At 51.7% G+C, this 20,767-nt stretch carries 21 protein-coding genes; 4 read left to right on the forward strand and 17 right to left on the reverse strand.

From position 1 onward, the window contains the following. Positions 1–15: 15 nt before the first annotated feature. The gene (locus ACT3TR_RS08710) at positions 16–816 is read right to left on the reverse strand and encodes an undecaprenyl-diphosphate phosphatase (RefSeq protein ID WP_444624810.1); all 801 of its coding nucleotides are present in this window, start codon (positions 814–816) and stop codon (positions 16–18) included. A 773-nt stretch (positions 817–1,589) separates the two neighbouring features. Between ACT3TR_RS08710 and mgtE (ACT3TR_RS08715) the strand changes: the two genes are divergently transcribed. Genes mgtE (ACT3TR_RS08715) through ACT3TR_RS08730 form a run of 4 tightly spaced genes read left to right on the forward strand, consistent with a single transcriptional unit; the run spans position 1,590 to position 5,402 of the window. After that, positions 1,590–2,855, forward strand: a complete 1,266-nt coding sequence (gene mgtE / locus ACT3TR_RS08715) for a magnesium transporter (RefSeq protein WP_444624809.1) — start codon at positions 1,590–1,592, stop codon at positions 2,853–2,855. 16 nt (positions 2,856–2,871) lie between these two features. Next, positions 2,872–3,582: an MgtC/SapB family protein gene (locus ACT3TR_RS08720; protein WP_444624808.1), complete on the forward strand. Its 711-nt coding sequence runs from the start codon at positions 2,872–2,874 to the stop codon at positions 3,580–3,582. Continuing rightward, positions 3,579–4,751 carry a cation diffusion facilitator family transporter gene (locus ACT3TR_RS08725; RefSeq protein WP_444624807.1) on the forward strand — a complete coding sequence of 391 codons (1,173 nt, stop codon included), beginning with the start codon at positions 3,579–3,581 and terminating at the stop codon, positions 4,749–4,751. Before ACT3TR_RS08720 ends, ACT3TR_RS08725 begins: the two co-directional genes overlap by 4 nt. A gap of 54 nt (positions 4,752–4,805) precedes the next feature. Then, positions 4,806–5,402 carry a phosphatase PAP2 family protein gene (locus ACT3TR_RS08730; RefSeq protein ID WP_444624806.1) on the forward strand — a complete coding sequence of 199 codons (597 nt, stop codon included), beginning with the start codon at positions 4,806–4,808 and terminating at the stop codon, positions 5,400–5,402. 22 nt (positions 5,403–5,424) lie between these two features. On the opposite strand, the gene mgtE (ACT3TR_RS08735) is transcribed toward ACT3TR_RS08730, so the two are convergent. The 16 genes from mgtE (ACT3TR_RS08735) to ACT3TR_RS08810 all read right to left on the reverse strand — a co-directional run bounded on the left by mgtE (ACT3TR_RS08735) (position 5,425) and on the right by ACT3TR_RS08810 (position 20,732). After that, positions 5,425–6,807, reverse strand: coding sequence for a magnesium transporter (mgtE, locus tag ACT3TR_RS08735; RefSeq protein ID WP_444624805.1), 1,383 nt, complete (start codon positions 6,805–6,807; stop codon positions 5,425–5,427). A 252-nt stretch (positions 6,808–7,059) separates the two neighbouring features. Beyond that, positions 7,060–7,488 (reverse strand): F0F1 ATP synthase subunit epsilon, encoded by a 429-nt coding sequence (locus tag ACT3TR_RS08740; protein WP_301734483.1) that lies wholly within the window; start codon positions 7,486–7,488, stop codon positions 7,060–7,062. 24 nt (positions 7,489–7,512) lie between these two features. Beyond that, entirely contained in the window at positions 7,513–8,892 is a 1,380-nt protein-coding gene (atpD, locus tag ACT3TR_RS08745) for a F0F1 ATP synthase subunit beta (protein WP_444624804.1), read from the reverse strand. A gap of 76 nt (positions 8,893–8,968) precedes the next feature. Continuing rightward, entirely contained in the window at positions 8,969–9,856 is an 888-nt protein-coding gene (atpG, locus tag ACT3TR_RS08750; RefSeq protein ID WP_096276757.1) for a F0F1 ATP synthase subunit gamma, read from the reverse strand. 67 nt (positions 9,857–9,923) lie between these two features. Next, the gene (gene atpA, locus ACT3TR_RS08755; protein WP_441684359.1) at positions 9,924–11,468 is read right to left on the reverse strand and encodes a F0F1 ATP synthase subunit alpha; all 1,545 of its coding nucleotides are present in this window, start codon (positions 11,466–11,468) and stop codon (positions 9,924–9,926) included. Positions 11,469–11,484: 16 nt separating this feature from the next. Then, positions 11,485–12,021 (reverse strand): F0F1 ATP synthase subunit delta, encoded by a 537-nt coding sequence (locus ACT3TR_RS08760; protein ID WP_096276753.1) that lies wholly within the window; start codon positions 12,019–12,021, stop codon positions 11,485–11,487. 11 nt (positions 12,022–12,032) lie between these two features. Next, the gene (locus tag ACT3TR_RS08765; protein WP_096276751.1) at positions 12,033–12,503 is read right to left on the reverse strand and encodes a F0F1 ATP synthase subunit B; all 471 of its coding nucleotides are present in this window, start codon (positions 12,501–12,503) and stop codon (positions 12,033–12,035) included. 76 nt (positions 12,504–12,579) lie between these two features. Further along, positions 12,580–12,807 (reverse strand): F0F1 ATP synthase subunit C, encoded by a 228-nt coding sequence (gene atpE / locus ACT3TR_RS08770; protein WP_096276749.1) that lies wholly within the window; start codon positions 12,805–12,807, stop codon positions 12,580–12,582. Between the two features lie 76 nt (positions 12,808–12,883). After that, on the reverse strand, positions 12,884–13,711 hold the full coding sequence (atpB, locus tag ACT3TR_RS08775) for a F0F1 ATP synthase subunit A (RefSeq protein WP_096282231.1): 828 nt from the start codon (positions 13,709–13,711) through the stop codon (positions 12,884–12,886). Between the two features lie 32 nt (positions 13,712–13,743). Further along, positions 13,744–14,160: an ATP synthase subunit I gene (locus ACT3TR_RS08780; protein WP_225734390.1), complete on the reverse strand. Its 417-nt coding sequence runs from the start codon at positions 14,158–14,160 to the stop codon at positions 13,744–13,746. Positions 14,161–14,374: 214 nt separating this feature from the next. Continuing rightward, positions 14,375–15,304 (reverse strand): ParB/RepB/Spo0J family partition protein, encoded by a 930-nt coding sequence (locus ACT3TR_RS08785; RefSeq protein ID WP_096276747.1) that lies wholly within the window; start codon positions 15,302–15,304, stop codon positions 14,375–14,377. Between the two features lie 48 nt (positions 15,305–15,352). Then, positions 15,353–16,120 carry a ParA family protein gene (locus tag ACT3TR_RS08790; protein ID WP_096276745.1) on the reverse strand — a complete coding sequence of 256 codons (768 nt, stop codon included), beginning with the start codon at positions 16,118–16,120 and terminating at the stop codon, positions 15,353–15,355. Further along, entirely contained in the window at positions 16,121–16,786 is a 666-nt protein-coding gene (gene rsmG / locus ACT3TR_RS08795) for a 16S rRNA (guanine(527)-N(7))-methyltransferase RsmG (protein ID WP_096276742.1), read from the reverse strand. It lies immediately after the preceding gene. Next, positions 16,783–18,687 (reverse strand): tRNA uridine-5-carboxymethylaminomethyl(34) synthesis enzyme MnmG, encoded by a 1,905-nt coding sequence (gene mnmG / locus ACT3TR_RS08800; RefSeq protein ID WP_444624803.1) that lies wholly within the window; start codon positions 18,685–18,687, stop codon positions 16,783–16,785. The genes rsmG and mnmG overlap by 4 nt, the downstream gene beginning before the upstream one ends. Before the next feature lie 591 nt (positions 18,688–19,278). Further along, a complete protein-coding gene (locus tag ACT3TR_RS08805; RefSeq protein ID WP_444624802.1) occupies positions 19,279–20,049 on the reverse strand; it encodes an amino acid ABC transporter ATP-binding protein in 771 nt (256 codons plus the stop codon). 11 nt (positions 20,050–20,060) lie between these two features. Beyond that, positions 20,061–20,732 carry an amino acid ABC transporter permease gene (locus tag ACT3TR_RS08810; protein ID WP_096276738.1) on the reverse strand — a complete coding sequence of 224 codons (672 nt, stop codon included), beginning with the start codon at positions 20,730–20,732 and terminating at the stop codon, positions 20,061–20,063. Between the last annotated feature and the right edge of the window lie 35 nt (positions 20,733–20,767).

The following is a 20,767-nucleotide window of genomic DNA, read 5'->3' on the forward strand; positions in this document are numbered from 1 at the left end:
CAGTAGATGTGCGTATTAAAAGTGGAAAAACCACAGTAACCAAGCCCCAAACAGCACCCGGTACACCACAAATGGCTGCATCCCCAACTTTTTAATAATGACTAGGAAGTAGTGTATGCAGAGATAGGCACTAATTCCCGATAGAAGCGTTCCAACAATCATGGCAGGCCAATCTATCGGCTCTGGTGAGCTTACTAGCCCCACGGCCTCTAACCCACCGGCTAGTACAATCACCGGAATGGAAAGCAGAAAAGAGAAGCGCGCGGCCCCTTCTCGGCTCATCCCCAGCAGCAGCGCGGCGGTAATCGTTATTCCTGAGCGTGAGGTGCCTGGAATCAGCGCCAGCGCCTGCGCGAAGCCGATAAACATCACATCCCTTAGGCGCATGTGATACTCCGTTCGGCTGCCTCGTTTTTTCCAATCCGCATAGCCCAATAGCAAGCCAAAAGCGATAAGGCTAATGCCGATAATCAGCGTCGAGCGCATATGGCTTGCAATCAGATCTCGCCCTAGAAAGCCGATGATACAAACGGGGAGCGTCGCTAGTACTACCCATAGCGCCAGTTTGGCATCTTCATTAACGCCTTTGCCTGTTATCGCATCAACGCTACTAAACACCATGCGCAAAATTTCATGGCGAAAATATAAAATAACCGCCGCTAAGCTACCAAGATGCAGCGCCACATCAAAAGCAAGGCCTTGATCTTCCCAGGCAGTCAGTACTGGCACCAGAATAAGATGGGCCGAACTCGAAATAGGTAGAAATTCGGTAAGTCCCTGAACTACGGCTAAAACAACGACTTGTAGCCAATCCATAATATATCCCAACGTCGGTGAGTGACTAATTTCAAAACGTTGTTAAGGATACACCTCGTCTGCTGCCTTGTCCGCTCTCACTGTTAAGTACCAACAACTCAACATAGCCCTCTTAAACAAGTTGACAACAGCAGTGCTAACTTTTAGCATTACGCGTACTTTTTATAGGCTCTGTTAAGCATGCCTTTAAAAGGAATTAAACTAAACTGTCTTAATGCATCACGTTGGCGGTTATTCTTCACAAATTCATAAGGTATTGAGAGCAACCCATGGAAGATCCTAGTAGTCGATTATTCACGCGTGAAGCAGCCGATAAGCTTGGCCTGCTAGCGCACACGACTCGCCTGTAAGCGCTCTCTGCTTTCCCAGGCCGTCGTTGCCTGGCACATCTACATCGCCCTATCTTATCCACTGCCTCGCGCTTACAGCGAGATAGCCAGTGGTTATTCGCCGCTTATCAATATTGCCGTAAGAATGCATTGTCGCATTCTGCATCTGGCTGGTTTGTATTGAAAGAGGCTAATCATTTGCCATTCTTCGCCTTCACCTATAATCGGTCTTTATGCATTTAATGATAGCTGTTTAGCTAACTTAGCTGCATTGGGATTTATAATGTTTTTATGACGCGCTAACTATTTAAAGCGTTATAAAGACAGGGTTGTCTCGCCTTAAAAACGGTAAAACCGGAGGCGAAAAATGAGCTATGCCGTATTAGCAGCATCGCTACGCAGCGCTATGCAGCGTAATGACCAAAGACCCATGTTGTTTCAGAAATGCAGCCCGCCGATATCGCGGATTTTGCCCGCTACGAGCCGACCTATACCGTGTTGTCTCTGCTGATGCTACTGCCTGAAATGCAGCGTGGTCCCACCTTTGGATATTTGGAAGCCGAACAGCAGCGCCATATCGCGGAGAAAATGACTGATGAGGAACTGTCTAAGCTGGTATCGAGCATGGATGCCGACGAAAGGGCTGACCTTTTTCACCTGGTAGAGCCTGGCCGCCAACCCGCGATATTACGCCTGCTCTCTAAGCGTGAGCGCGACGATCTACGCACACTGGCCAGCTACGAGGAAGGTACCGCCGGGTCGGTGATGACCTCTGAATACGTCTCCGTTCCGAAGAATATCGATGTCGCTGAGGCGTTGAGCCTGTTGCGCGCCAGCGCCCCAGATGCGGAGACCATCTATCAAATCTATTGTGTGGATGTGCAAGGCCGGCTAAAAGGAGCAGTGTCATTGCGTCAGCTAATTTTAGCAGCACCGCACCTGCCCATCTCAGAACTCATGGTCGAGGATGTCGTCTTCGTCACCGCCGAAACACCTCAGGAAGAGGTAAGTCGCCTGATCGCTCACTACGACCTGTTGGCCCTGCCGGTGATCAACGGGGGTGAACGTTTGGTGGGCATTGTGACCTACGATGACGCCATGGATGTGGCGGAAGAGGAAGCCACTGAAGATATGCATAAAGGCGCATCAGTTGGAAAACTGGAGGGTAGTCTACGTTCAGCTAGCTTATACGAGCTTTACCGCAAGCGTGTGGTGTGGCTGGTATTGTTGGTATTCGCCAACATTTTTTCCGGGGCGGGGATTGCCCACTTCGAGGAAACCATTGAAGCCTATATCGCCCTAGTATTCTTCCTACCACTGCTGGTAGATAGCGGCGGTAACGCCGGTTCTCAGGCCGCAACGCTAATGGTTCGGGGGATGGCCACCGGAGATGTTCGCACCCGTGACTGGGCCAAAATGCTAGGGCGCGAAGTCGGTGTGGCGCTAGGGCTGGGTCTTACCATGGCACTGGCGGTTTCCGTGGTGGGTATTTTCCGCGCGGGGACAGACATTGCCATAGTGGTGGCGCTATCCATGGTGCTGATTGTCATGGTAGGCAGCCTAATCGGCATGCTTTTGCCCTTTATCCTACAGCGGTTTAACGTCGACCCAGCTACCGCGTCAACCCCGCTGGTAACCTCGATTGCGGACGCCTCTGGGGTGCTGATCTACTTCGCCCTTGCTACCGCTATTCTGGGTCTTCCCAGCTAACGAGTGGAGGTCAGCCATGACCCTGTTTGCTCAACTATCTACACAGTTGCAGCCACTCTGGCCTCTCATGCTAGCTGCTGTACTCGGTGCATCTGTCGGTCTGGAGAGGCAGTGGCGGCAGCGTATGGCGGGGCTGCGAACCAATGCACTGGTGGCGCTAGGCGCCGCCAGTTTCACCCTGATGTCGATGATGGTCGAGGGTGACATCAGTCCGACGCGAATGGCGGCTCAGGTGGTGTCGGGTATTGGTTTCCTCGGTGCGGGTGTGATAATGAAAGAAGGCGCTAATATTCGTGGGCTCAATACTGCTGCAACGCTGTGGTGTTCGGCATCTATTGGCGTCATGGCGGGTGCTGGTTTTTACCTTCCTGCTACGCTAATTGCAGCGTGTATTCTTGCCGTCAATATAGTACTTCGCCCTATTGTGCTACTGATTAACCGCCAACCTCTTGAAAGCAGTCAAGATGAAAGTGACTGGCGATATGAGTTGAATATCACCTGTCGTAATGACCATGAAGCGCATATTCGTGCCTTACTACTTCAGGGATTACTGGGCGATGCGTTACAATTACTGAAATTGGAAAGCGTCCACCGTGAAGATGAACGCACGGTGCGCGTCACTGCCCAACTCTCTGCTACCGAACGCCACGACACCTTGGTGGAAAAAGTGATTGGACGCCTTAGCCTGGAACCATCAGTCAGTGCCGCTGGCTGGGATATCTCATGACACAAGCGATTGAACAGCATCATAGCCAAGATGCCAAGCGCGTCACTTATATTGGGGCGTGGCTCGATGCTGTATTGAGTATCGTCAAAGTGACGGTTGGCTTTATGGTCGGTTCAGCGGCGCTGATCGCTGATGGTATTCACTCCCTGTCTGATTTAGTCACCGATGGCTTTGTCCTGGCGGCCATTCATTACGGCCGCCAAGAACCCGATAAAGACCACCATTATGGCCATGGCCGTATTGAGACACTCACCACACTGCTGCTGGGAAGCGTGCTGATTTTCGTCGCCGGGGGTATTGCGTGGTCAAGCCTGGATCGCCTGTTTAGTGGTACGGAAGTCAACGCGCCTGGGCTGCTGGCGATTGTGATTACGGTCATCGCGCTATTTAGCAAAGAGTGGATTTTCCGCTACACCATGCGGGTGGCCAAGCGGGTAAAGTCGAAATTACTCGAAGCCAATGCCTGGCATTCACGTAGCGATGCTCTGTCCACTGCTGTCGTACTTGTGGCACTGGTTGGCGCGCAGTTCGGGTTGGGTTGGTTAGATGCCGTGGCCGCCATTATTGTGGGCTTATTAGTTGGGAAAGTCGGTTTGGACTTGCTGTGGGAGTCCGCACGAGAGCTTGTGGATACCGCGTTACCCGTTGACGTACAAAACCAGATGCATGATGTGGCCCGCAGCGTACCGGGCGTGGATAGCGTGCATGATCTGCGCACACGCCAATCGGCAGGCTGGGTAATGGTCGACCTGCATGTCGTCGTGGGCCCTAAAATCACCGTGTCAGAAGCACATGAGATCGGCAACGAAGTTAGCCGCCGCCTGCGTCACGAATTTCCAGCGCTGACGGATGTGATTTTCCACGTCGACCCAGAAGATGATGCAGGCGCAGGCGATCCAAGCCGTCTACCTGGATTGCCACTGCGCCCTGAAGTGAAGGCAGCACTTGATGCGCGTTGGTATAAGCATCCGGTGTGGCGCACGCTGAATGAGCTTCAGTTGCACTACTTAGATGACAAGGTGTCGGTCTCGCTGATCATTGATGACTCAGTGCACCAGCCACCTCAGTGTTTGGCAAGCCAATTAAAAGCGTTAGCTAGCGATATCGAGTGGCTGGGACATGTGGAGGTAATGTTTATCACCCGTGCGGCCAGCAGCGCGATGCGCTAGCCCTTTACCAACGACGTAAACCACCCATTAACCTTATGACTCTGTTAGGCCATCATGGATTCGCTAAATCTCGCGCTTTTTGAGCTGCTTAATGCTTCCCCTGATTCACCCACCTGGTTAATTCTGCTGGCGCATGCATGCGCTGTGAACCTGATGTGGCTAGTACCGGCCCTTTTCGTTATCGGCTGGCTTCGAGGTAGTGAACGGCTCAAGCAATCGCTGTTGGAAGCACTCATCGCAACGCTGCTAGCCCTTTCGGCAAGTGGGGTGATCGGTGTGTTATGGCCTATGCCTCGCCCATTTATGGTGCCCATTGGCGAGTTGTTGATAGAGCATGCCGCCACACCTGCCTTCCCTAGCAACCACCTAACCATCCTACTGACGATAAGCGTTAGCCTGATGCTGCACAGCCACTCTCGACGTATCGGCAGCTGCCTACTGTTGCTAGCCCTTCCCGTTGCTTGGGCAAGAGTATTTATGGGAATCCACTTCCCTCAGGACATGGCGGGCGCGGCACTGCTCTCCACTGTGGTCGCCGTGCTAGTAGGATTTAATCGCGCCTGGCTGGTGCTGCCCTTTTACGAGCATGTCGCCAAGCGCCTTTATCACTTACTCTGTGCACCGCTAATCAGCCGTGGCTGGGTGCGTTAGGCGCAGTCCCGCCGTTAATACTTTATATGGTCGAGAGAATTGCCGTTGCAATACTGAAGTAGATCACTACCCCCGACGCATCAATCAAGGTGGTCACTAGCGGTGCCGATGCTGTGGCTGGGTCTACTTTAAAGCGTTCCAGCACAAACGGGAGGCACATCCCCAACAGGCTGCCAAACAGTACGATAGTCACCATGCTTAGGGCGACGACCATCGCCAACGCATCCCCACCACGCATGATGCCGATAGGCGTCACAGCAATGGCCATAGTGATGCCCAGCGCGCCCGCGACTAACAGCTCTCGGCCAAGTAATTTCCCCCAATCTTTGACGCCTACATCGCCGGTTGCCATACCACGCACCATCAACGTGGCCGCCTGGGCACCAGCGTTACCACCACTACCGATCAGCAGCGGTAAAAAGAACACCAGGGCCACCTGCGCCGCAATCGTTTCTTCAAAATAGGCAATTCCCGCACCGGAAAACAGATTGGCAAAGACCAGCAGTACCAGCCACGTCACCCGCTTACGATAGAGACTCCAAAGCGGTACACGGCTAACACCATCTTCTAACTGGCCAATCGACATCCCTTTATGGAAATCTTCTGTGGCCTCAGACTCGGCCACATCCATCGCGTCATCGTGGGTTACAATCCCGACCATACGGTCATCTGAATCAATCACTGGCAGCGCTAAGAGGTCGTAACGCGCGACAATACGGGCGACTTCTTCCTGCTCTTCATCAACCCGCGTGCTAATGACATCTTTGATCATGATGTCATCCACTAAAGCACCAGGGCGTGCCACCATTAATTGACGAAGCGACATCGTACCAATCAGATGCCCTCCACTATCCAGTATGTAGAGCTGATAAACCGTTTCTGCATCTGGGGCAGTTTGACGTACCCGCATCATCGCTTGAGACACCGTCATGCCACTGGCTATGGCCACATAGTCAGAGGTCATAATGGCGCCAGCGGTGCCCTCTTCGTAGCTGGCAAGCCGCTTTAAATCTTCACGCTCTTGGTGCGCCATGCGGCGAAGTAACGCTTCACGGCGGTCTTCATCCAATAAATTAAATAGATCGGCCCTTTCATCCGACCCCATCTCTTCCAATAACTTGAGTACTTGGGTGTCACCTAACTCCCCAACTACCTCAAGCTGGCTCTCACCAGGTAGATAGCCCAGCACATTAGCGGCACGTTCGGCAGAGAGAATATCCAACAGTGAGAGCGCAGCGGGCAGCTCTTCATCGTCTTCAATCATCTCTTCGAGTACTTCACCAATATCCGCTGAGCGGGTTTCGGCTAGGCGTAAAGAAAGCACCGATTTACTGGGCTCTTCCTTGGACAACTCGTCGAGCAGCTCGGCTTTTAATTCCTGTAGGCTTTCATCATTCAGTGCCATGGCTCTCCCCTTCACGCTGACAAACAGTGTGCTGCAAACATAGTTCTGTACATAGTTCTGTACATAGTTCTGAACATCGTTCTATGAACATCGTTCTATGAACATCGTGCTAAAAACGTCGTGCTAAAAACGTCGTGCTGCTGACTTAGCACACCACCATACTAATCCAATGTAATGACAGACAAAAAAACGCCCCTTAAACCCTTACGTAGCGGGTTCAAGGGGCGTTGATCACACGCCAAGCGCGTGGAGTTAGCCTTTACCCGCCTTTTTGCGCAGTTGCTGAATAGTACGCAGCTGAGCAGTGGCTTCGGCAAGTTCAGCGGCAGCTCGGGTATAATCCAGCTCCGTTGACTTCTCATTAAAGGCTTTTAAGGCCTGCTGACGCGCTTCTTCAGCAGCGGCCTCATTGAGGTCGCTGGCACGGGAAGCCGCGTCGGCCAGAATCGTCACCACATCCGGCTGGACTTCCATGAAGCCACCCGAGACAAAGAAGTTCTCTTCCTTGCCACCGTCGTGGATCACGCGAACCGGACCCGGCTGAAGCTCGGTCAGCAACGGGGCGTGACCCGGCAAAATGCCCAGATCACCCAACATCCCGGAAGCAATCACCTGCTCAACAGTACCTGAGAAGATAGATGCTTCAGCGCTGACGATATTGCAAGTAAAGCTATTCGCCATAGCGAATCCCCCTAATGGACGGGATTACTTCTTCATCTGGTTGGCTTTCTCGACAGCTTCGTCGATTGAACCGACCATGTAGAAGGCCTGTTCCGGCATATCGTCGTATTCGCCAGCGAGAATGCCCTTGAAGCCACTAATCGTGTCTTTCAGAGAGACATACTTACCTGGTGAACCGGTGAACACCTCGGCCACGAAGAACGGCTGCGACAAGAAACGCTGGATTTTACGCGCCCGAGATACGGCCAGCTTGTCTTCGTCAGACAGCTCATCCATACCCAGAATGGCGATAATATCCTTAAGCTCCTTGTAGCGCTGAAGAACGTTCTGCACACCGCGAGCGATCCCATAGTGCTCTTCACCCACTACCAGCGGATCCAACTGCCTTGAGGTGGAATCCAGCGGATCAATTGCCGGGTAGATGCCCAACTCGGCGATTGAACGCGACAGTGATACCGTGGCATCCAGGTGAGAGAACGTCGTGGCCGGCGACGGGTCGGTCATGTCGTCGGCAGGCACATAGACGGCCTGGACGGAGGTGATCGAACCGGTTTTGGTCGAGGTGATGCGCTCCTGCAGAACGCCCATCTCTTCAGCCAGCGTAGGCTGATAACCTACTGCTGACGGCATACGGCCCAGCAATGCAGATACTTCGGTACCGGCTAGGGTGTAGCGATAGATGTTATCAACGAACAGCAGAACGTCACGGCCTTCATCACGGAATTTCTCTGCGATGGTCAAACCGGTCAGCGCCACGCGCAAACGGTTTCCCGGCGGCTCGTTCATCTGACCGTAAACCAGCGATACCTTATCGATAACGTTGGATTCAGTCATTTCGTGATAGAAGTCGTTACCCTCACGCGTACGCTCACCTACACCGGCAAAAACAGAGTAGCCGCTGTGTTCGGTGGCGATGTTGCGGATAAGCTCCATCATGTTAACGGTTTTACCAACACCGGCACCGCCGAACAGACCCACTTTACCGCCTTTCGCAAAGGGGCAAACCAAGTCGATAACCTTGATACCGGTTTCCAGCAGCTCGCCGGAGGCGGCCTGCTCGGCATAGGTCGGCGGCTTGCGGTGGATAGGCATACGCTCTTGTTCGCCGATCGGTCCCGCTTCGTCAATCGGCTCGCCGAGTACGTTCATAATACGGCCCAGCGTCTCCTTACCTACCGGTACGGAAATCGCGGCACCTGTGCTGGTCGTTTCCATGCCACGCTTCAAGCCCTCGGTGGAGCCCATAGCAATGGTGCGCACCACACCGTCGCCCAGCTGCTGCTGGACTTCGAGGATGGTCTCAACATCGGAGACCTTTAGCGCGTCGTAGACCTTGGGCACAGAGTCCCGCGGAAACTCTACGTCAATCACCGCGCCGATGATTTGTACGATACGTCCGCTCATCTTGGTTCCTCTCTAAAACCTGCAAATGAAACCTGTCTGCCGGGAGCCTTCATAATAAGAATGTGCTCCCTAGGCGTTATACGGCAGCAGCGCCGCCGACGATCTCAGAAATTTCCTGCGTGATGGCGGCCTGGCGGGCCTTGTTATAAACCATCTCCAAATCGTCGATCAGGTCGCCTGCGTTGTCAGTGGCACTTTTCATAGCGATCATCCGGGCCGCTTGTTCACAAGCCCCGTTTTCCACTACCGCCTGATACACCTGCGATTCGATGAAACGAACCAATAGGCTATCAAGCAACGCCTTGGCATCCGGTTCATACAGGTAGTCCCAGCTTCCGGGACGGGCGTTTTCATTGTCTTGCTCAGCGTCTGCACCCATATCGGATGACAGCGGAAGAAGCTGACGAACAACCGGCTTTTGCGTCATGGTATTCACAAATTCATTGTGCACCACATACAAACGGTCAAGACGTCCTTCATCGTATGCTTCGAGCATGACCTTAATGCTGCCAATCAACCCTTCAACGGTCGGGTTTTCACCTAATCCGCTCTTCGCTGCCACCAAGTTGCCGCCATAATTACGGAAAAAAGTACTGGCTTTAGCGCCAAGGGCACAAAAATCTTGCTCAGCACCCTGCTTTTTCCAACCTGCGGCTTCTTTCAGAAGCGCTTTGAAAAGGTTGTGGTTCAAGCCACCGCACAGACCGCGATCCGTAGATACCACGATATAACCAACGCGCTTAATCTCGCTACGCTCGATCATATAGTCGTGCCGGTATTCGGGGTTCGCGTCGGCAATGTGGCCAACCACATTACGGATCTGCCTAGCGTAAGGCTGACTAGCTCTCATCAGATCTTGCGCTTTACGCATTTTCGATGCAGCCACCATTTCCATGGCGCTGGTGATCTTCTGCGTATTTTTAATGCTCCCGATCTGGGTGCGTATCTCTTTTGCAGCTGCCATAGCGATCTACCTTTCGTTCGTGGCTCTCAGAAAGCATGCAAACCCGCCCTGACGGGCGGGCCAGACATTACCAGCTCTGAGTCGCCTTGAACTTCTCGAGACCCGACTTCAAGCTGTCTTGAATCTCACCGTTGTAGTCGCCGGTCTGGTTGATCTTGTCGAGTAGATCACCGTGCTCAGACTTCATGTAGTCGTGCAGCGCACGCTCGAAGTCCAACACTTTGCTTACTTCAACATCGTCCAGATAACCTTCGTTGGCGGAATACAGCGAGAGCGCCATTTCTGCTACCGACATCGGCGAGTACTGGTTCTGCTTCATCAGCTCGGTGACACGTTGACCGTGTTCAAGCTGCTTGCGCGTGGCTTCATCAAGGTCAGAGGCAAACTGCGAGAACGCCGCCAGTTCACGGTACTGCGCCAACGCCAAACGTACGCTACCGCCCAGCTTCTTGATGATTTTCGTTTGTGCCGAACCACCTACACGAGAAACCGACAGACCTGCGTTAATCGCCGGACGAATACCGGAGTTAAACAGGTTGGTTTCCAGGAAGATCTGACCATCGGTGATTGAAATCACGTTGGTCGGAACGAACGCAGAGACGTCACCGCCCTGAGTTTCGATGATAGGCAGCGCGGTCAAAGAACCGGTTTTGCCTTTCACTTCACCGTTGGTGAACTTCTCAACGTAGTCGGCATTAACACGCGCAGCACGCTCTAGCAGACGCGAGTGAAGATAGAATACGTCACCGGGATAAGCTTCACGGCCGGGCGGACGACGCAGCAGCAGCGATACCTGACGGTAAGCGACGGCCTGCTTAGAAAGATCGTCATACACAATCAGCGAGTTCTCGCCGCGATCGCGGAAGTATTCGCCCATGGTGCAGCCAGAGTAAGGCGCCAGAAACTGCATCGGAGCCGGGTCGGCAGCGCCGGCGGCCACAACGATGGTGTGTTCCATAGCGCCATGCTCTTCAAGCTTGCGCACAACGTTGGCAATAGTCGATTGCTTCTGACCAATGGCGACGTAGACGCAGGTCACGCCCTTGCCTTTTTGGTTGATGATCGCATCAATAGCAATGGCAGACTTACCAATCTGACGGTCACCGATGATCAGCTCACGCTGACCACGGCCAATCGGTACCATGGCATCGATTGATTTAAGACCGGTTTGAATCGGCTCATCAACAGACTGGCGAGTGATAACGCCTGGCGCCACTTTTTCAACGGCATCCGTCATTTTGGCGTTAATGTCGCCTTTGCCATCGATGGGGTTACCCAGCGCATCGACAACACGACCAATCAGCTCAGGGCCTACCGGCACTTCGAGAATACGACCGGTACACTTGGCGGTCATGCCCTCTTCAAGCTGCAGGTAGTCACCCAATATCACGGCACCTACGGAGTCACGCTCCAGGTTAAGTACCATGCCAAAGATGCCGTTGGGGAATTCAATCATTTCACCGAACATCGCGTCTTCGAGGCCGTGAATTTTCACGATACCGTCGGAAACAGTGACGATGGTGCCCTGGTTATGGGCTTCGGATGCGACGTCAAGCTTCTCAATTCGCTGCTTGATGATGTCGCTGATCTCGGAAGGATTCAGTTGCTGCATGCCATGTCCCTCAGACTCAAGCGGTTAGCGCTTCGGAAAGGCGGTTCAATCGACCACGCACTGACCCGTCAATGACGGTGTCGCCAGCACGCAGGATGACACCGCCAATAAGCGACTTGTCCACCTGAGTAGTAATAGAGATTTCGCGATTTAGACGTTTCTTAAGCGCGTTCGCTAGCTTCGTTTGCTGCTTGCTATTTAACGTGTAAGCAGACGTGACGCTTACTTCAATACGCTGTTCGTGTTCAGCACGCAGGTGCTCGAACTGGTCAGCGATTGACTTCAGCGCCATTAAACGACCTTGGTCTACTAAAACAGTCAAAAAACGCTGTAAAGCTTCATCCTGCTGATCTGGAATTAGCTCAACCAGCAGCGACACTTTCTGGTCGCTGTCTAGTTTTGGACTGCTTAAACGATGGCGAACAACGTCGTCGGCTACCGCAAAACTTAAGAAACTCAGCGCTTGTGACCAGCTATCAAGCGCCTCATTATCACGCGCGTATTCAAACGCTGCCTTAGCGTAAGGACGAGCGACGGTAAGTAATTCCGCCATGATTCACCTCCTTACAGTTCAGCAGCAAGCTCATCGAGTAACTTGCGATGGGCTTGTTCGTCGACCGACGCTTCAAGAACACGCTCGGCACCCAATACGGCTAGATAAGAAACCTGGGCACGAAGTTCATCTTTAGCGCGATTCACTTCTTGCTCAATTTCGGATCGTGCACTCGCTACTAGGCGTTGGCCTTCAGCGCGTGCCTGTTCGCGGGCTTCTTCAATCATCTGGGCAGAACGCTTATTGGTCTGCTCAAGAATTTGAGAAGCTTGCTCCTTGCTTTCACGCAGCATCTGTTCCGCCCGCTCTTGAGCAAGCTCAAGGTCACGGTTAGCACGGCTAGCTGCATCTAAGCCATCAGCAATTTTTTTCTGACGCTCGTGAAGCGCATTGCTGATCGGAGGCCACACATACTTTGTGCAAAACCAGACAAAGATCGCGAAGGCGATCGTCTGCCCGATTAGCGTCATGTTGATATTCACAGGAATGTACCTCTGACAAGTTCGTGGCGACCGGAGTGAAACAAAACCGAGCGTTTAGCGCTCGGCTGAGCTGTCATTAACCGGCAACAACGAAGATCAGGTACATTGCGATACCAACACCGATCATCGGAACAGCGTCTAACAGGCCTGCCATTAGGAAGGTTTTGGTTTGCAGCTGGTCGCCTAGTTCAGGCTGACGCGCAGTAGATTCCAGCAGCTTGCCGCCCAAAATAGCGAAGCCAATGCCGGTACCTAGAGCGCCCATACCAATCATGATGGCAGCAGCAATGTAGATAAGTTCCATGGTAATGCTCCTAGTTTTTCAAGTTAAAGGTCGAGGGTTGAGGTTAAGGGTTAATGTGTTGCAAGCATTGCTCGGATTAGTGATGTTCGTGTGCAGCGCTGAGATACACCACGGATAAAACGGTAAAAATGAACGCTTGAAGAACAACGATCAAAATATGGAAAATGGCCCATGGCACATCCAGCACCCAAATAGCCCAGAACGGCAGCATGGCAATCAAAATAAAGATAACTTCACCAGCGAACATGTTGCCGAACAAACGCATTGCCAAACTGAACGGCTTAACCAGCAACGCAACAATTTCGAGCAGCAGGTTAAAGGGAATCAGTGCCCAGTGATTAAACGGTGTCAGTGAAAGCTCTTTGGCAAAACCGCCAATGCCTTTGACCTTAAAGCTGTAGTAGAGAATTAGCCCGAACACGCCCAATGCCAAGCCTAGGGTGGCGTTTACATCAGTGGTCGGAACAGATTTCATGTAGTCAACGCCAAGCTTACTAAACAGCACGGGTAAATAGTCGACCGGTATAATTTTGAGTGTATTCATAAACAGAATCCACACAAACAGCGTCAACGCTAGCGGTGCGATGATCGGGTTATGACCTTTAAATGTTCCTCTGATCATGCCCTCGATAAATTCAACCACCATTTCAACGGCATTTTGCAAACCCGTCGGCACACCCGTAGTCGCCATTTTACCGGCTTTGCGGAAAATAAAGATAAACAGCAGACCCATGGCAATTGACCAGCCCATGGTGTCTAAGTGAATGGCCCAAAAGCCCATATCACTTGCTTCTTCCGCTGTATGCGCCAGCGACCAACCATTTTCGGGATGATTACCAAAGGTCAGGTTCTGCAAGTGGTGCTGGATATAGTAAGTCGTAGAGACTTCGTTTCCTGCGGCCATGGACATGTCACCTCAATCAGTTGTGCGATTTTCTAAGCATTAGCGTTTTTTGGCATTAACCAAGGCGTGAACCAATGCGTTAGAACAACCGCCACATAAGCATAAAAAAAGAAAGCGGGGTTTGAGGGGGGCGCTACTACGAACACTGCAACAAACAGTGCCACCGTCAAACCAAACTTACCTGCTTCGGCACGAAATAGGCGCATCGCTGCCTGCGAGGGGCGATTAGACCTCAAAACTCCCATACGCTTTATGAAAAAAGCGTGTGGTAGTAATGCCACTAAGGCACCGAGTAACACCGATAGCGCACCTGGCATTTGTGCCAAAAAATAGCCAGCCATCATCCCGATTAACGTAATGATTAATTGTGTGATGGTTAGGCGAACAATATAGGTTCTGCGTCGCTGGGTTTCGTATCGCTGCATAGCTCTCTGCATGGTTTTCTGCATAGCTCTGGACAAACACCCAGCTCTTTAAAAAAATCGACAGGCTTCAAAGAGCGTATTCTTCGACAAACACAGACAACCTGCACAAATCTTGCGCGATTATAGGGAAGCGCTATCACACCTTCAACCGAGTAGCGTTGATTTTGCCCGTTTAGGGGTCGATTTTCGACCAAATGGTTAAAACATGCCCTCTTCTTAGGCAATATTGCGTAGCCTGCTATTTAATATGCATTAAAATACCGTCTAGTTCTTCAAGGCTGGTATAGCGAATAGTCAGCTTACCCTTGCCCTTTTGACCATGATTAATGGAAACAGCCGCACCGAGTAATTCACCTAAATGCGTTTCAAGCTTGGCTACATCGGGCTGCTTAATTGTCCGACTAGGCGTTTGAAGAGAGGTTTGGCTTGTTTGTACTTTTTTCACCAACGCTTCGGTTGCTCGCACGGTCATGTCGTTATTGACCACTTCGTGGGCAACTTGCCGCTGCTGTGAACTGCTTAACGTCAGCAAAGCGCGTGCATGGCCCATATCAAGATCGCCGCGCTCCAAGAGCGTTTGTACTTCAGGGTCTAATGCCAATAAACGCAGTAAATTAGCTACCTGGGTGCGTGATTTACCCACGGCATCGGCAATTTGCTGTTGGGTAAGCTCAAACTCTTCGCCCAGACGTTTAAGTGCCATGGCTTCTTCAATGGCATTGAGATTTTCACGCTGAATGTTTTCAATTAACGCCAGCGCTAGTGCGACTTCATCGCTGACTTCGCGAATAACCGCAGGAATAACGTCCAATTCAGCCAGCTGAGAGGCGCGCCAGCGACGTTCACCGGCAATAATTTCGTAACGATCCACGCCGATGGGACGTACGACGATAGGCTGCATAACGCCCTGAGCACGAATAGAATCGGCCAGCTCTTCTAACGCTTCAGGCTGAATATCGCGACGCGGCTGATATTTACCCCGCGTTAACTGAGCTAATGGCAAACGCTCAAGTCGATCTTCAACGACCTCGTCAGTCGCAGCGCTAATCGCTGTATTAGTCAGCTCAAGCGGCGTGCCGCTACCGGCAAGTTCTAGACTGTCACGGCGACGAGCACCAGCACCAATCAGGGCATCCAGGCCACGTCCTAGCGCGCGTTTACGCGTCATTCGCTTTCCCTCATTTATAACGATAGCTATAACTACAGCGCGTATTGTTTAAAGTGAAAGACGACGGATCATCTCTTTTGCCAGCACACGATAGGCCTGACTCCCCCGTGAGAACCGGGCATATTGCGTGACCGGCAGACCATGACTCGGTGCTTCGGCGACTTTAACATTGCGGGGTATGGTGGTTTTAAACAACATATCACCAAAGTAATCGCGCAGCTGCTTGTCGACTTCGCGGGTTAAGCTAGTGCGCTTGTCGTACATGGTACGCAAAATGCCCGCAATGGCTAAATCAGGATTAACGTTTTGCTTGATTTGCTCAACAGTATCCAGCAGTGCCGATAGCCCTTCAAGCGCGTAAAACTCGCACTGTAAAGGGATGAGCACGCTGTTAGAAGCCGTTAACGCATTGACGGTTAGCATGTTCAAAGACGGCGGGCAGTCGATCAGCACCACATCGTATTCATCCGCTACCGATGCTAACGCCGCTGTCAGGCAGCTTTCACTTTGCTCACGATCTAATAATTCCACTTCGGCGGCGGTCAGATCGCCATTACCCGGCAGTACGTCGTACTTGACCGGCAACTTTTTGACAATCGTTTCAGCCGCGGTAGCTTCACCCAGCAAAACATCAAGAACACTTTTATCAAGCTCGTATTTGTCGATGCCGCTACCCATGCTGGCATGACCTTGCGGATCAAGATCCACCAATAGCACGCGGCGATCGAGCGCTGCGAGACTCGCCGCCAGATTAACGGCCGAGGTGGTCTTGCCCACGCCGCCTTTTTGGTTGGTCAGGGCAATGATCTGGCTCACTTACTCAACTCCTTCTGGGGTCAGAATCAACAGCTGCCGCTGGGCCGCTTCAAAGGGTACTTCCAGCAGATGACGCGCGTGTAATTTAATACCATGGGGCAGATCACGCAGTTCATCATCCGCCCCCGGGCCTTTCATAGCTAACCACTGGCCATCAATGGCCGGCAGCTCACGAGTGAGCGTGACAAAATCAACGAGGCTAGCAAACGCCCTTGAGATTACCTGATCAAACGCAGCTGCTTCGAACTGTTCAACGCGTGCTTGGACAGGTGTTACGTTTTTCAACCCTAGTTCCATGACCGCTTGGCGTTGAAAACGCACCTTTTTACCGTTGCTGTCTAGTAGCGTGACGTCTAGCTCAGGATTCAAAATGGCCAACACTATTCCAGGTAATCCGGGCCCTGCGCCAACGTCGAGTAAACGCGGCCCGTGCACATAGGGCAATACCACTGCGCTATCCAGCACGTGGCGCGACACCATTTCATCTAAATCACGCACCGCTGTGAGGTTATAAGCCCGGTTCCACTTGTGCAACAGCGCGAGAAACCCTAGCAGCTGTTCGCGTTGATGCTGGCTGACATTAATCGCCAGTTGGTGAAGACCTTTATCTAAACGTAGCGCAACGCTTGCGGGTAAGCTTTTTAATAACACCGTTAGCGAATTCATCCGTTAACCACGTCGGCAGCCGCTACCAGTCGGCGTTTTTTCAGATGTACCAGCAAAATAGAAACGGCCGCTGGAGTAACGCCTGAAATACGCGCCGCATGGGCCAATGTTTCTGGCCTAGCGTCAGCAAGCTTTTGACGGATTTCGTTAGATAAACCTTCTATCTTTAAATAATCCAACTCAGCAGGCAAAAGCGTCGCTTCATGGCGTTTGAGTTTATCAATCTCATCCTGTTGCCGATGAATATAGCCTTGATACTTGGCCTGAATTTGTACCTGCTCAGCAACCGCTTCATCAGTGGTAAGCGTGTCTTCAAGTCCGGGTAACTGGGCCAAGTCGCTATAGTTGAGTTCAGGGCGTTTAAGCAAATCACTCAAGCAGTATTCTCGTGATAGAGGCGCGCCGGTTTTTTCAGCCACTTTCTCAGCAGCTAAGCTTCCCGGTTGAATCCAAACGGTTTTCAGACGTGCGTTTTCTTGCTCGATTGCTTCACGCTTTTGACTAAACGCCGACCAGCGGGCGTCATTAACCAAACCAAGCTCACGGCCTGCTGGAGTAAGGCGTAAATCAGCGTTGTCTTCTCGCAGCAGTAAGCGATACTCCGCTCGCGAGGTAAACATGCGATAGGGCTCCTTGGTGCCCATCGTGATTAGATCATCGACCAATACGCCAAGATAAGCTTCATCGCGGCGGGGGTACCATGCATCCAACTCTTGTGCGCGACGTGCAGCGTTCAAGCCGGCTAGCAACCCCTGGGCGGCGGCTTCTTCATAGCCCGTTGTGCCATTGATTTGGCCAGCGAAGAACAGGCTGTGGATAAATTTAGTTTCCAGCGAGTGTTTTAAATCTCGTGGATCAAAGAAATCATACTCAATGGCATAACCAGGCCGCGTGATATGTGCGTTTTCCAAGCCTTTGATAGAGCGCACAACTTGAATCTGCACGTCAAAGGGCAGCGAGGTCGAGATCCCATTGGGATAGAGCTCATGAGTGTCCAAGCCTTCAGGCTCGATAAACACTTGATGGCTCGACTTGTCGGCAAACCGATGGACTTTATCTTCAATTGATGGGCAGTAGCGCGGGCCAACGCCTTCAATCACACCAGAATACATGGGTGATCGATCAAGGTTAGCCAGGATCAGGTCGTGAGTCTGCTGGTTGGTGTGGGCAATGTGACAGCTGACTTGCTGAGGGTGCATTTCCCGCGAGCCAAGATAGGACATCACTGGCGTTGGTGTATCGCCTGGCTGTTCTTCCAGCTGTGAAAAATCAACCGTTTTAGCATCAATGCGCGGGGGGGTACCGGTTTTTAAACGATCAACCCGAAACGGCAGTGCCCTTAACCGCTCGGCGAGAGCGTTGGAAGGCGGGTCACCTGCGCGGCCGCCCTTGCTTTGATCCAAGCCTATATGAATCACACCACCCAAAAATGTGCCGGTACACAGCACAACGCTTTGAGCATGAAAACGAATACCAGTCTCGGTTACAACGCCACGCACGGTGTCATTTTCGACGATTAAGTCACCGGCCGCCTGCTGGAAAAGCGTCAAATTAGGCTGGTTTTCCAACATCCCACGAATAGCTGATTTGTAACGAATGCGGTCTGCCTGAGCCCGAGTGGCTCTAACGGCAGGCCCTTTGCGTGCATTTAACACGCGAAACTGGATGCCACCTAAGTCCGTGGCAAGCCCCATAGCGCCGCCCATAGCATCGATTTCTTTCACCAAATGGCTTTTGCCAATGCCACCGATCGCAGGATTACACGACATTTGGCCCAGTGTTTCGATGTTGTGAGTGAGCAGCAGGGTCTGACAGCCCATACGAGCAGAGGCCAGTGCGGCTTCAGTCCCCGCATGGCCACCGCCGATGACAATCACGTCAAAGCGGTCGGGATAATTCAAGAGACACCTCGTCTTGTGCCGTTGGGCACGGATGATGTGAGCCAGTGCTTATGCACCCTAGTTCAATACGCCGGCAAGTATAAACCCCCTGTGGGTAACCGTCAGGTTTTTCCACACCCCTTCAATTTGAATAGCCTTTATTAATAACAATATAAAAATAAGATAAGAGAAGTTCTGTAAATGTAGTAACTATTAGTGTGGACAATTTCTGTGCATAAGCAACTAATTCATTTATTTTTCAATAGATTACATTGTTGACTTCTACATGTTTGAACAGCGTATTGCCTGGGCAGAAGCGGTGCTACTCCTGTGGATGAAATACCCCTTTATCCACAGCATCAATTCTACACGCCTTATCCACCGTCCTATACCTGGGTTGTTACCGCACCTGTGAACATCCAGAGCATGCCTGTTAACAAATGCTAATAGATCCCTATGGCAGGCCTTATAGACGCGAAGTGGATAAAAGTAAAAAAACTTTATCCACAGGCAAAAAAAAGCCTGTCACGAGGACAGGCCGGTAAAAAAAACAATTTAACGCGCGTTTAAGACATCATTAATGTCAAATCAGCGCTGAAAAATAGGGTCGATCTAATGTTTTAGTACCCGTGCAAGGAAGGATTGGGTGCGCTCATTTTGTGGCGTATCAAACAGCTTTTCAGGTGCTCCCTGTTCAGCAATTTCACCTTTATGGATAAAAATAACGCGATCGGCGACTTCACGGGCAAAGCCCATTTCATGAGTGACGATTACCATTGTCATCCCCTCTTTGGCGAGTTCGCGCATAGCGTCCAGCACCTCACCAATCATTTCGGGATCAAGTGCCGATGTAGGCTCGTCAAACAGCATCAGGCGCGGTTCCATTGCCAGGGCGCGTGCCAGTGCGACACGTTGCTGTTGGCCGCCAGAGAGCTGGCTTGGGTACTTCTCGGCCTGATCTGCGATACCTACACGGTCAAGCAGACGTTTGGCACTGATAACAGCATCAGCGCGGCTAGCGCCGCGTACTTTCATCGGTGCTAACGTAACGTTGTCTTGTACGCTGAGGTGGGGAAAGAGGTTGAACTGCTGAAACACCATACCGACTTCAGTACGAATGGTTTGTAACGCTCTGGTGCTTTTTCCATTGGGCAAGAGTTCGTTGTTATCAACAGTAAGACTGCCTGCCTGAAACTCCTCAAGACCGTTGATACAGCGAATCAGGGTCGATTTACCTGAACCGCTGGCACCAATAATCACGACCACTTCACCAGGAATAATGTCGAGATCAATGTTGTTGAGTACGTGCAGGCTGCCAAAATGTTTATTGAGCTTCTGCATACGCACAATTGGCTGCGTTGTGTTGTTCAATGTTTCGCTCATTGTGCGTGTCCTTATTGTCCGGCCAGACCTCTACGCTCAAGCTGGCGTAGTAAGATTGAAAGGGTCCAGGTGATCGCTAAATACATCAGTGCGACCATGAAGTAGACCTCAAGGGCGGTGAACGTAGTGGAAATGTAGATTTGTCCCTGACGTACCAGTTCGCCAACGCCAATCACTGAAAACAGCGACGTGTCTTTAATACTGATAATGCCTTGATTACCAAGTGATGGAATCATCCGGCGGAAAGCTTGGGGCCAAATCACATAGCGAAAGGCTTGGGTACGGGAAAGGCCCAGTGATAGCGACGCCTCCCGCTGGCCACGCTCAATCGATTGAACGCCGCCGCGGACAATCTCAGAAATATAGGCGCCAGAGTTAACGGCAATGGCAGCAATACCCGCAACAAGCGCATTAATAGGGCTACCCAACAGCTGTGGTAAACCATAAAAAATGAACAGTACCTGGACAAGGATAGGCGTGCCGCGAAACACCTCAACGTAAAAAATAGCCGGCCAACGTAGCCAGCGCAGGCGGCTCAGCCGCAGCAGGCCAAAGAAAATGCCGATAAAAAAACCAATTGCCAGGCCGCCAAATGAAATAAGTAACGTCCAGGGAATGCCAGGTAGCAGGTATGGAATAGATCCAAACGCTGCCGACCAATCAAACTGAAAATTGACGTCCACGCGTAGACTCCTGAAACAAAAAAGATGAGAAAAAA

It is taken from the genome of Halomonas sp. AOP12-B1-6 (genome assembly GCF_052379225.1).
GTDB lineage: Bacteria > Pseudomonadota > Gammaproteobacteria > Pseudomonadales > Halomonadaceae > Vreelandella > Vreelandella casei.

What these genes read in the sequence shown, in the direction of transcription:
- ACT3TR_RS08740 (WP_301734483.1), bottom strand. Translation starts at nt 7,488, where the DNA reads ATGGCGAATAGCTTTACTTGCAATATCGTCAGCGCTGAAGCATCTATC.
- atpD (WP_444624804.1), bottom strand. Translation starts at nt 8,892, where the DNA reads ATGAGCGGACGTATCGTACAAATCATCGGCGCGGTGATTGACGTAGAG.
- atpG (WP_096276757.1), bottom strand. Translation starts at nt 9,856, where the DNA reads ATGGCAGCTGCAAAAGAGATACGCACCCAGATCGGGAGCATTAAAAAT.
- ACT3TR_RS08710 (WP_444624810.1), bottom strand. Translation starts at nt 816, where the DNA reads ATGGATTGGCTACAAGTCGTTGTTTTAGCCGTAGTTCAGGGACTTACC.
- ACT3TR_RS08780 (WP_225734390.1), bottom strand. Translation starts at nt 14,160, where the DNA reads ATGCAGAAAACCATGCAGAGAGCTATGCAGCGATACGAAACCCAGCGA.
- ACT3TR_RS08720 (WP_444624808.1), top strand. Translation starts at nt 2,872, where the DNA reads ATGACCCTGTTTGCTCAACTATCTACACAGTTGCAGCCACTCTGGCCT.
- ACT3TR_RS08760 (WP_096276753.1), bottom strand. Translation starts at nt 12,021, where the DNA reads ATGGCGGAATTACTTACCGTCGCTCGTCCTTACGCTAAGGCAGCGTTT.
- atpB (WP_096282231.1), bottom strand. Translation starts at nt 13,711, where the DNA reads ATGGCCGCAGGAAACGAAGTCTCTACGACTTACTATATCCAGCACCAC.
- ACT3TR_RS08785 (WP_096276747.1), bottom strand. Translation starts at nt 15,304, where the DNA reads ATGACGCGTAAACGCGCGCTAGGACGTGGCCTGGATGCCCTGATTGGT.
- ACT3TR_RS08725 (WP_444624807.1), top strand. Translation starts at nt 3,579, where the DNA reads ATGACACAAGCGATTGAACAGCATCATAGCCAAGATGCCAAGCGCGTC.
- ACT3TR_RS08805 (WP_444624802.1), bottom strand. Translation starts at nt 20,049, where the DNA reads ATGAGCGAAACATTGAACAACACAACGCAGCCAATTGTGCGTATGCAG.
- mgtE (WP_444624805.1), bottom strand. Translation starts at nt 6,807, where the DNA reads ATGGCACTGAATGATGAAAGCCTACAGGAATTAAAAGCCGAGCTGCTC.
- atpA (WP_441684359.1), bottom strand. Translation starts at nt 11,468, where the DNA reads ATGCAGCAACTGAATCCTTCCGAGATCAGCGACATCATCAAGCAGCGA.
- rsmG (WP_096276742.1), bottom strand. Translation starts at nt 16,786, where the DNA reads ATGAATTCGCTAACGGTGTTATTAAAAAGCTTACCCGCAAGCGTTGCG.
- mgtE (WP_444624809.1), top strand. Translation starts at nt 1,590, where the DNA reads ATGCAGCCCGCCGATATCGCGGATTTTGCCCGCTACGAGCCGACCTAT.
- atpE (WP_096276749.1), bottom strand. Translation starts at nt 12,807, where the DNA reads ATGGAACTTATCTACATTGCTGCTGCCATCATGATTGGTATGGGCGCT.
- ACT3TR_RS08730 (WP_444624806.1), top strand. Translation starts at nt 4,806, where the DNA reads ATGGATTCGCTAAATCTCGCGCTTTTTGAGCTGCTTAATGCTTCCCCT.